Below are 9,406 nucleotides of genomic sequence, written 5' to 3'. Positions count from 1 at the left end.
CCTTTGAAATAACCTCATACTGCTGTTCGTCCGAATTCGAGAAAATAATAAGATCAGGCTGCAGTGTTAATGATTTCTCGACGCTTAGCGGAAAACCTACGTCCTCGACACCAGTGAGCTGCTGCTCAAATACCGTCCCTTTAATCATATCCTGTATGACGCCGATCGGCTTAACGCCTAGCGCAAGTAAATCACCTGTAGTTTCACCATGAAAGATAACACGCTGCGGAGTAACAGGCACTTCTACCTCATGCTTCGACCAATCGGTGAAGGAGCGGGTGGTATCGGCTGCTTGTTCCGTTGCTGCAGGTGCTTTTGTTGCTTCAGCAGCGGGACTCGCTGTATTGCCCGAATTTGCTGAATTGCTGCCACAGGCTAGCAATAGGGTTCCCATTAGTGCGAATGTAGCCAAAAGTGCGGCTGATTTTGTTCCTTGATACATTTTAATTCTCCCCCAATAGATGTTATGAGATAATGATAATCATTATCGATATACATTATCGTAATAGATACACGAGCTGTACTCAATGGACAAAGCAAAGAAGTGTTTTTTAGTTTGTCCAAACATGAAGAAAAGTTAAAAGCCGAACACCACTGTAGGTATTCGGCTTTCATTATATAGAGCTCTTTTTTTATAAAATTTTGGACAATTTCCGATATTCTCGCGGAGATATTCCTTCATGACGGCGGAATATCCGGCTGAAGTAGTGGATATCGGAATAGCCGACGATGCTGCCGACGTTTTCGATTGAAAGCTCGGATTCCCGAAGAAGCCTTCTAGCTTCACGGTGACGTATCGATTGAACATATTCGCTAGGAGGCATACCGGCGATTTGCTTAAACAGCTTCGCGGTATGGTCGATGCTCAAATTCAGCTTTGCGGCGATCGTTGTGTTTGTCCAATTTGCAGCAGGTGATGCCTCTATTTCCTCCATTAACTCGGCAATCCTGCCGCCATGAAGAGAGGTTTGTCCAGCGGATCGAGATGAGGGCAATCGCAGCAAATGGGCCAATATATGTAGCATTAGACCTTTGCAAACCAGCTCATACCCAATAGGACGCATTGTGAATTCATGAACAAGCTGCTCCATTAATTGTACACATACGAGAGGCGGCTTATAGACTGGATGGTCAGATAAGGGAGCCAACCCTTCCACATAAGGCTCATAAATGAATTTATGCGGCAAAACAGCAGCTTCGTTCACAACCATGTCAGCCTCTGTCTGAATATCGAGCTCGTCAAAAAAATCAAAATGAATGCCTAAAAATCGAGCGTTTGGGCTGGAAACGACTTCATTTTGGTGATAAACGCCAGAGGGCAAAAAGATAAGCTGACCAGCTTCAATCTTATAGCGCTGCCCATGCATGGTCGTCGCTGCTTCGCCATGGTACACGTACAGGAGCTCGTAATCATACAATCTACGTCTTGGCAGAGCACCCGTTGGCAAGCGCTGGAACTGCGCATAATGGACGCTGGGCGACCACTCGCGAAATGGAGTTGAACGAATGCGTAGAAAGGGAGATTCAGTCTTTTCCAAGCGGTAGGCTCCTTTCATTAAGAAAATAAAAAAGAGAACGGAATTGTCCAAAAAATCGCTATTCTAGCTAAATAAATTTCAAGAATAATCGTTTATTATAAACGTATTATCACATGTTGTTGCAGCAAATTCAATATAACGTAATTATCTAAAAAGGAGTTTGAACAAATGGAGGTTCCTGCGTTTCAAGAGAGTAAAACCTATCTTTGCAGGCAAGTGCCGATCAGCATCGAAGACGCCGGTTTTGGCGCTATCCATTGGGATAGCTTCGATGCGATTGAACTGGTTGATACGGTCACTGCCATGCAGCCTAAGGAGCGTACGGAAGTAAGAGCATGCTGGAGCCAGAACTATTTGCATATTCGTTATTTATGCAAGGATTCACATGTTGTATCTGATTTTACCATACGCGATGAGCCGCTTTATGAGCAGGATGTCGTTGAGCTGTTTATCGATGAGGATGGAACTGGGCATCGTTATCTAGAGCTAGAAGTTAGTCCGAACAATGTTGTTTTTGATGCTCTGATTGCGAATGATGGTGAAGCTGAGATCACTTCGACGGACTTAGCATGGAGGTTTGAGGGTATCCAGACGACTGTTGAAACGAGTGGCGATGCTGAACGGATTTATTTTGTGCATATTCCGGTTGAGAATTTCAAGAAGCCTCTCGAGCAAGGATTAAGCTGGAGAGTGAATTTTTACCGAATTGATGAGGATAAACACGGCAACCGTGAATTCCAGGCTTGGCAGGCTACCAAAGCGATAAACTTTCATCTTCCCCGTAAATTTGGCAGGCTGTTATTTATTTAAAACATAAATGTAGGAGGGCTTAACATGAAAAAAGGGATTAATATTTGGTCTTTCAAAGGTGATTCAACCATTGCAGAAAACATTCGTACAGCAAAAAAAGCAGGTTTTGACGGAATCGAGCTGTCATTGAACGAGACGGGTGAGCTTAGCCTAGCAGCATCCGACAAAGAGATTCAAGAAATCAAAAACGAACTGCAGCAAAATGAACTGGAAATTGCAGGTTTAGCAACAGGCTTGTACTGGTCCTATCCAATGACGAGTGAAAACGTGGCTACACGCGAGAAAGCAATCGATGTGTGCAAGAAACAGCTGGAGCTTGCTGCGGCACTAGGCGTCGATACCATTTTGGTCATTCCAGGCGCTGTAGGCGTTGACTTTATACCAGGCAGTGAAGTTGCTGACTACGAATATGCATATGACCGGGCGCTGGAAGCGATCGGGAAGCTTGTTCCGTTTGCTGAGAGCGCGGGGGTCTCGATTGGTATTGAGAATGTTTGGAACAAGTTCTTATTATCGCCGCTTGAGATGCGTTCCTTCATTGATGCGCATAACTCGAGTTTTGTAGGCTCGTATTTCGACGTCGGCAATGCGCTTCATAATGGTTATCCTGAGCAATGGATTCGTATTTTGGGTCATCGCATCAAGAAGGTGCACTTCAAGGATTACCGCCGTCAAGCAGGCGGATTGCATGGCTTTGTTGATCTGTTAGCAGGTGATGTTGATTACCCAGCTGTCATGCAGGCGCTTCATGCGATTGGTTATGACAATTATGTAACTGGAGAAATGATTCCGCCATACAATCATCATTCCGAACAAATCATTTTCAACACTTCAAAAGCGATGGATGCCATATTAGGACGTTAGAATTCATCTACTCAAAAACTATTAGGAGGTTTTTAATATGTTAAAGGTTGGTTTAATCGGTTTTGGATTTATGGGTCGGATGCACTTTGACAATTATGTCCGTCTTGCTAAGGAAGGCGCTCCTGTGCAGCTTGTAGCGATTTGCGATTTGCTGATCGAGGAGTTGAAGGAAGGAAAAGCGTCAGGCAACATCGCGACAGAGCAGGACGTCTATGATCTTGCGCCTTACCGTTTGTACGATAATATTGCTGCAATGCTAGAGAACGAGGAACTAGATATCGTCGATATTACGCTGCCTACTAATCTGCATGCTGATTTAACCTGCTCGATGCTTGAGAGAGGGTTGCATGTATTATGCGAGAAACCTGTGGCAGGAAGCTCAGAGGATGGCTGGCGCATGGCACATGCAGCAGAGCGCACAGGAAAAACGTTGATGATCGGCCAATGCCTGCGCTTCTGGCCAGCTTATGAATACTTGAAGGCTTGCGTAGAGGATGGCCGTTATGGAGCTGTTACGGGCGGTTATTTCTTCAGAGGCTCTGCCGCGCCAAAGGGTTGGTTTCTGGATGGCAGCAAAAGCGGAGGCTGTTTACTGGACATGCACATTCATGATGCAGACATGGTTCACTGGTTATTCGGCAAGCCGGAGAAGGTATCAACGATTGCGCGCAATGTCATTCCAGGCAGCGGCTATGATGTCGTGTCTACTCATTATATTTATCCAGATGGCAAGGTGCTGAATGCTCAGGCAGATTGGACGCTGGAAGGCGACTTTGGCTTCGCCATGACGTATCGCGTTAATTTTGAAGGCGGAAATCTCATTTTTGAAAATGGGCAAGTGAAAGTTAATCCAAATGATGCGCCGGGCTTTATTGCTGAATTGTCGGAGGATATGGGTTATTATCGTGAAATCAAATATTTTATTGAATCCATTCATGCGGGGCAGCCAGTTTCGATTTGTGCACCTGAGAGCGCGGTAGGCACGCTTGAAATTATTGAAGCAGAGCTGCGCTCTGCAAATGAAGGCGGGACGCTAGTATCCTTGTAAAAGGTCTAGCATTCACTTAGCAGCCGGATAAGCTCGTTAAAATGAACAGACAAAACAAAAGCAAGACAGCAGCCGCCTTGTTTAGAGGAGGAATTGCTGTCTTGCTTGTTTGTTAAGAAGGAATTTATTGGGCAAGCCGTTCATCGCTTCGTTCCGCTGCAGGGAGCGGAGTACGCTTGACTTTGACTTCCTGAAACATAATTTTGTTAGATAGAATGTATTCCGGCGTTTTCCGGTGGGAATGAGATTCACGGAACGCCTCGCTTTTTGTCCAGTTGTTAAAGTCATCTCTGGATTGCCACCTTGTAACGATGGAAACCTCGTCATAGTCCTTTAGGTTTTGCGTGAGAAGCACCTCAAGCCCAAGAAACCCTTCCATTTCCTCGACTTTGCCTACCCGATCAAAACGTTCAACAAGCTTTTCTCCTTCACCCTTCGTAATTTGCGATACATTCGTCACAATGATCATCGTTTCTTCCTCCTCATCGGTTTTGGGTATAGGAATGATAATGGGATAACGTTCAGCAAAGCTGATTCTCGCATCCAAATCAAATACGGAGCGCATGAAACGAGGCGTAATGATGGTTCGTGGTTCTCCAGCGTCAGCAAGCTCCCCTTCTTTCATGGCAATCATATAATGGCAATAAGCGGCTGCCTGCTGCAGATCGTGCAGAACCATAACGATCGTCGTTCCATATTCCCGATTTATTTTGGCGAGTGTCTCCAGCACCTCGAGCTGATGACACATGTCCAGATAGGTAGTTGGCTCATCTAGTAAAAGAATTTCGGTCTGCTGCGCTAATGCCATGGCGATTCGCGCCTTCTGCTGCTCGCCTCCGGAGAGGGTGTGAAACATTCGGTCTTCGTGCCGCCGAATGCGCAATGCCCGCAATGCCCAATCAATGATACGTCCATCCTCCGTAGTTAGCCGCTGACGGAAGCTTTTTTGGTAAGGAGCACGCCCATAAGCGACCAGTTCGCGAACGGTCAGCGAAGGAAGCATATCTTTGGCTTGCGTCAGCATGGAAAGACTTTTGGCATATTCGGATCTTTTATAATCGCTCGTACTCTTCTCATTAATGAGAATGCTGCCGCTATCTGGAGTCAGCAGACCCGAGATTAATCTAAGCATCGTTGATTTGCCTGAGCCGTTTGGCCCGACTATCGCAGTTATTTTACCTTTAGGGATTTCCATATTAACATCTGACAACTTGAACATGCCTGCTTCAAGCGTTAACGAATGGGTTTGAATCGCCTTCATCGCCAGTTACTCCTCCTCAGCAAATACAAAAAGAACGGTGCGCCGATGCAAGCTAATAATATGCCAACCGGCAGCTCAACAGGGTCAAATAAAGAACGAGCCGCAGCATCGGCAATGACGACTAGAGCAGCACCGGTTATTATCGATACTGGCAGCAAATAACGGTAATCGTCGCCAATTAGAAGGCGGACCATATGGGGCACAACCAGCCCAACGAAGCCAACAAGACCTGCGGCGCTTACTGCAATTCCTGCAAGCAGAGCAGATAAGAGAATAAGCAGAAGCCGCTGCAACTCCACTTTTTGTCCCAGCAAGCGAGCAGAATCATCGCTGAGCAGCAGCAGATTGGCTGATTTGATCGCTGGTATCGTAAGAAGTAGGCCGACGAGCGCGTAAGGCAGCATAAAGCTGAAATGATGCCAGCTTCGTCCATTTAATCCGCCGGAAAGCCAAGGAAGCACAGCTTGAACCCGGTCGCTGTAAACGACCATCACGCCATTCATAACGGCCCCCACGAGCGCGTTTACTGCAACACCGGCTAATACAATCTTAATAGGCGAAGCACCTTTATCCCATGAAAGAAAATAAATAATTAGACTTGCAGAGAGGGCGCCAACAAAAGCAGCAGCTGGCAATAAAAAGCTGAATTGCGGCAGCATCACCATCGTGATGACAGCAGCGAGACCGCCACCTGCCGAAACGCCAATAATACCGGGATCGGCAAGTGGATTGCGCATGACACTTTGCAGAATTGCTCCGGATGCAGCAAGGCATGCGCCTGTCAATAAACCAATTAATACTCTAGGGAGCCTAAGATCAAGCAATATCACGGAGTGAGCTGATGAATCGCCTGTGATAAGAATGCTCCATATCTCGTGCAGTGGAATCGTGATTGATCCAGATATTAACCCGATAAGAACGCTTAAAAGCAGAAATATGGGTGAGATGATGAAGGCCAGCTTACGTCTTTTTGTACGTGTTTCTTTATTCATAATCCTTATTTAGCATCCTTTCAGTTAGGCACTTCTTTCAGCAAGCGGTCCATAAGCTCAAGTGCTTCGATTACACGAGTTCCAGGGTTAGTACCGAACAGGTCCTGCGGCAGCACTTCAATACGCTGCTGCTTGACGGCGGATATGCTGCTCCATGCAGAATTAGTCTCCATTTCACGAATGAAGCTGTTCTTGATTTCCTCGGGATTGCCATGCGTCATGAAAAAAATGATGTCGGGGTCTGCTTCAACAACACGTTCTGCGTTTAGCTGCGCGTATTGCGGGAAGCTCTGCAGCCTCGGATAATCCGAAGCGATATTTACTCCGCCAGCGGTTTCGAGAATGTTGCCGCTCAAGGAATTAGGAAGTGCTGCCATGAATGTACCTGGAGCTCCATATACAAGCAGCGCTCGCGGCTTGTTGGCTTCATCGGTATGTTTATAAACAGCAATCTTATCAACAATGTTGGCGATAATTGCTTGTGCCTGCTCTTCTTTGCGAAGAAGTTGGCCTATCAGCTCAATCTGGCGGTTAATGTCGTCGATGGAGTTGGCACCCGTCAACAGGAGCTGTACACCGATTCCTTGAAGAACGGGAATATCCTTCTCATTCATTGGATAATTGCCAAGCACGACATCAGGGCGAAGCAATGCTATTTTTTCCAAATCAACCTCGTGAGCATTTCCGATTTGTTCAGCTTTGAGGACTGCCCGATTAACGGGCTGAGCGGATGTTGTAGGCCGGCCGACTAGATTTCCTCCTAAAGCTGCCACAATATCAGCTTCGCCGCTGCCCAGTGCAACAATTTTGGCGGGAGGTTCCTTAAAGGCAATTTGGCGTCCTGCAAAGTCTTTTACTATCAGACTTCCATCGCTCATTTCTGAAGAGCTGCCTTTGCCGATACTGCATCCTGTAAAAACGAGTAACAGAAGCACAGCAAATAGGGGGAGACAAGTTCTCATAACAATTGCAGTACCTCCAAGCTAAATGCTATTGATAATCAGTCTCAATGATCTCTTCGAGAGTATAATGCTTAAAAACAGAGGACGTCAATACCTAAAAAGGAATTATATAGAAAATAACTAATTTTCTTTTTTTGTGTTGACAAAATGTGGGCATGCATGATAGTTTCATTCCTGAGAATGGCGTTTCCAGAAATGGGGATGCATTCTGCAGCAGATTGCTTTTTTTTTAATTGTACAATGATAATGATTATCATAATCAAAATAACTTTTTATTGATAATGATTATCATATTCATGATGTGAGAGAGAGCCATTCGGATAATCTGCTGCGAGCTTGGATGTCAGGAGTAAAGGAGGAGAAGAGAATTATTCGCAAGTTTGGAGTGCTGGCTTTCTTCATCATGATTACTTTACTCGTTGTTCCGTTTGCACCTGAAGCACATGCGGCTGAACTGGCTGATGGTACGTACTCGATAGACTATGTTGTCAAGAAAGCCGAAGATGAATCGGTATCGATGGCAAATGACTATTGGGAAAAACCAGCCAAGCTGATTGTGACCAAAGGAGCTTTGCAGGTACAACTGCAAATAAACCATAGCTCATGGGTAACGGAATATAAAGTTCCGAGTGACGGCGGGTACATAGATACGGCTATTGTATCTAGCAACGAAGCTGACAATACGAGAATTGTTAAGTTCGGAATTGCTGATCTTACAACGCCGTTAGAGTCCAAGATCCACGTAACGGTAGAGGATATTGATTACGATCACAGCTACACGATTCGTCTAGTTTTCGATTCTAGCAGTCTGAAGCAGATCAGCAAAGCGGAGGCCCCTGTCAAAGAAGAAAAGAAACCAGCAACAACCACGAAAGAACCAAAAAAAGAGACCGATGCAAAGACAGGTACAACAGCTCCTCAAACCACAAATAAGGTGACAGAAAAACCAAAGGTTGAGGTAGATAAGCCGAGCTCTGAAACGGTCGATTCTAAAAAAGAAGATTCTAAGAAAGAGATACAGGTCGAAGCTTCGCCTGCTCCAACCGTTAGTCCGATAGCGGCTGAAGCTGAAGGGCAATCATTGCCTAAGGAGACTTTAACCCCATCTACACAAGAGTCAAGCTCTTCAGAGGATACCCTAGCAGTGGACTCTGCGGAGACAGCTGTTCACGAAGAGCCGAAGGCCGATGTTCAGCTTATTGGGGCTGATATGGATACACCTGCACCAGGTGAAGCTGCGCAGCAGTTGTCAGATGCGGCTTCTTCTAAGCGCGTGTTGTCACCGCTTGTTATTTCCCTAATCATTATTGTTGTCGGAGTAGCCTTTATCTTATTGCGCAAAACCAAATTCGCTAAAAAATAAGGAGTGTTCTAAATGGTAAAATCGATGAAAAAAACAAGTTTCGTTATGTTAATGCTCGTAATGGCTTTAGCTCTAGTTGTTCCATCTGCTTTCGCAAGTACTGGTGTAAGCTATGTCGTTCGCAACGCGGGAGATACAGCCAATTCTTATGCTGATGCCTATAAAGTAGGCGATGCAGTTGTAGCAAGCAATGGCACAACGACAACGGTTACATTCTCTGGTTCAAGCTTCATTCAATACTTGCAAGTGCAAGACCCTGCTACTGGAACATACAGCTATGCAGCTGCTAATTATACAGGCGGCAACGTTGAATTTACATTTGAAGTGGCTGATTTCACACCGAACCAAGTTGCCAAAATCCACGTTGTCGTTCCGCCATCACCAGGATTTGAAGGCTACAATACGGTTCATACAATCCAATTCAATTGGAGCGTTTAAGCATCAGCGAGCTCTACGGTTAGAATAGCGCTTTAAAAATAACAGGAGAGCAATGCTGCGGCATGTTTCGCTCTCCTGTTCAAAATGCAAGGGTACATAAGCGATAGCAGTTAAATGACGAAGGAGTGTT

The 9,406-nt window shown here is 45.6% G+C and carries 9 protein-coding genes and 1 pseudogene; 5 read left to right on the top strand and 5 right to left on the bottom strand.

The window, feature by feature from the left end; translation table 11 throughout:
- Together AB4Z50_RS21230 and AB4Z50_RS21225 are read right to left on the bottom strand one after the other, a co-directional pair.
- Nucleotides 1–442, bottom strand: a pseudogene (locus tag AB4Z50_RS21230) (ABC transporter substrate-binding protein); the annotation flags it as partial.
- 190 nt (nt 443–632) lie between these two features.
- Entirely contained in the window at nt 633–1,538 is a 906-nt protein-coding gene (locus AB4Z50_RS21225; protein ID WP_441881784.1) for a helix-turn-helix domain-containing protein, read from the bottom strand.
- A 168-nt stretch (nt 1,539–1,706) separates the two neighbouring features.
- Between AB4Z50_RS21225 and AB4Z50_RS21220 the strand changes: the two genes are divergently transcribed.
- From AB4Z50_RS21220 to AB4Z50_RS21210, 3 genes are read left to right on the top strand one after another with little or no spacing between them, the layout of a single operon-like run.
- Nucleotides 1,707–2,348 (top strand): carbohydrate-binding family 9-like protein, encoded by a 642-nt coding sequence (locus AB4Z50_RS21220; RefSeq protein WP_076270892.1) that lies wholly within the window; start codon nt 1,707–1,709, stop codon nt 2,346–2,348.
- 24 nt (nt 2,349–2,372) lie between these two features.
- Nucleotides 2,373–3,212, top strand: coding sequence for a sugar phosphate isomerase/epimerase family protein (locus AB4Z50_RS21215; protein ID WP_441881781.1), 840 nt, complete (start codon nt 2,373–2,375; stop codon nt 3,210–3,212).
- Nucleotides 3,213–3,249: 37 nt separating this feature from the next.
- Entirely contained in the window at nt 3,250–4,260 is a 1,011-nt protein-coding gene (locus tag AB4Z50_RS21210) for a Gfo/Idh/MocA family protein (RefSeq protein WP_339203770.1), read from the top strand.
- 124 nt (nt 4,261–4,384) lie between these two features.
- Here AB4Z50_RS21210 and isdG read toward each other — a convergent pair whose 3' ends face one another.
- The 3 genes from isdG to AB4Z50_RS21195 are packed head-to-tail and all read right to left on the bottom strand — an operon-like array spanning nt 4,385 to nt 7,475.
- Nucleotides 4,385–5,521, bottom strand: coding sequence for a heme oxygenase (isdG, locus tag AB4Z50_RS21205; protein ID WP_441881778.1), 1,137 nt, complete (start codon nt 5,519–5,521; stop codon nt 4,385–4,387).
- Nucleotides 5,518–6,513, bottom strand: a complete 996-nt coding sequence (locus tag AB4Z50_RS21200) for a FecCD family ABC transporter permease (RefSeq protein ID WP_441881775.1) — start codon at nt 6,511–6,513, stop codon at nt 5,518–5,520. The genes isdG and AB4Z50_RS21200 overlap by 4 nt, the downstream gene beginning before the upstream one ends.
- 20 nt (nt 6,514–6,533) lie before the next feature.
- The gene (locus AB4Z50_RS21195; RefSeq protein ID WP_441881772.1) at nt 6,534–7,475 is read right to left on the bottom strand and encodes an ABC transporter substrate-binding protein; all 942 of its coding nucleotides are present in this window, start codon (nt 7,473–7,475) and stop codon (nt 6,534–6,536) included.
- Nucleotides 7,476–7,815: 340 nt separating this feature from the next.
- Between AB4Z50_RS21195 and isdC the strand changes: the two genes are divergently transcribed.
- Nucleotides 7,816–8,838, top strand: coding sequence for a heme uptake protein IsdC (gene isdC / locus AB4Z50_RS21190; RefSeq protein WP_441881769.1), 1,023 nt, complete (start codon nt 7,816–7,818; stop codon nt 8,836–8,838).
- A 12-nt stretch (nt 8,839–8,850) separates the two neighbouring features.
- A complete protein-coding gene (locus tag AB4Z50_RS21185) occupies nt 8,851–9,276 on the top strand; it encodes an NEAT domain-containing protein (protein WP_076270885.1) in 426 nt (141 codons plus the stop codon).
- The last annotated feature ends 130 nt before the right edge of the window (nt 9,277–9,406 follow it).

Origin of the sequence: Paenibacillus sp. 2TAB26 (assembly GCF_052115145.1) — a bacterium.
GTDB lineage: Bacteria > Bacillota > Bacilli > Paenibacillales > Paenibacillaceae > Pristimantibacillus.
The sequence above is the reverse complement of the archived record's forward strand: the minus strand, read 5'-3'. Positions and strand labels throughout refer to the sequence as shown.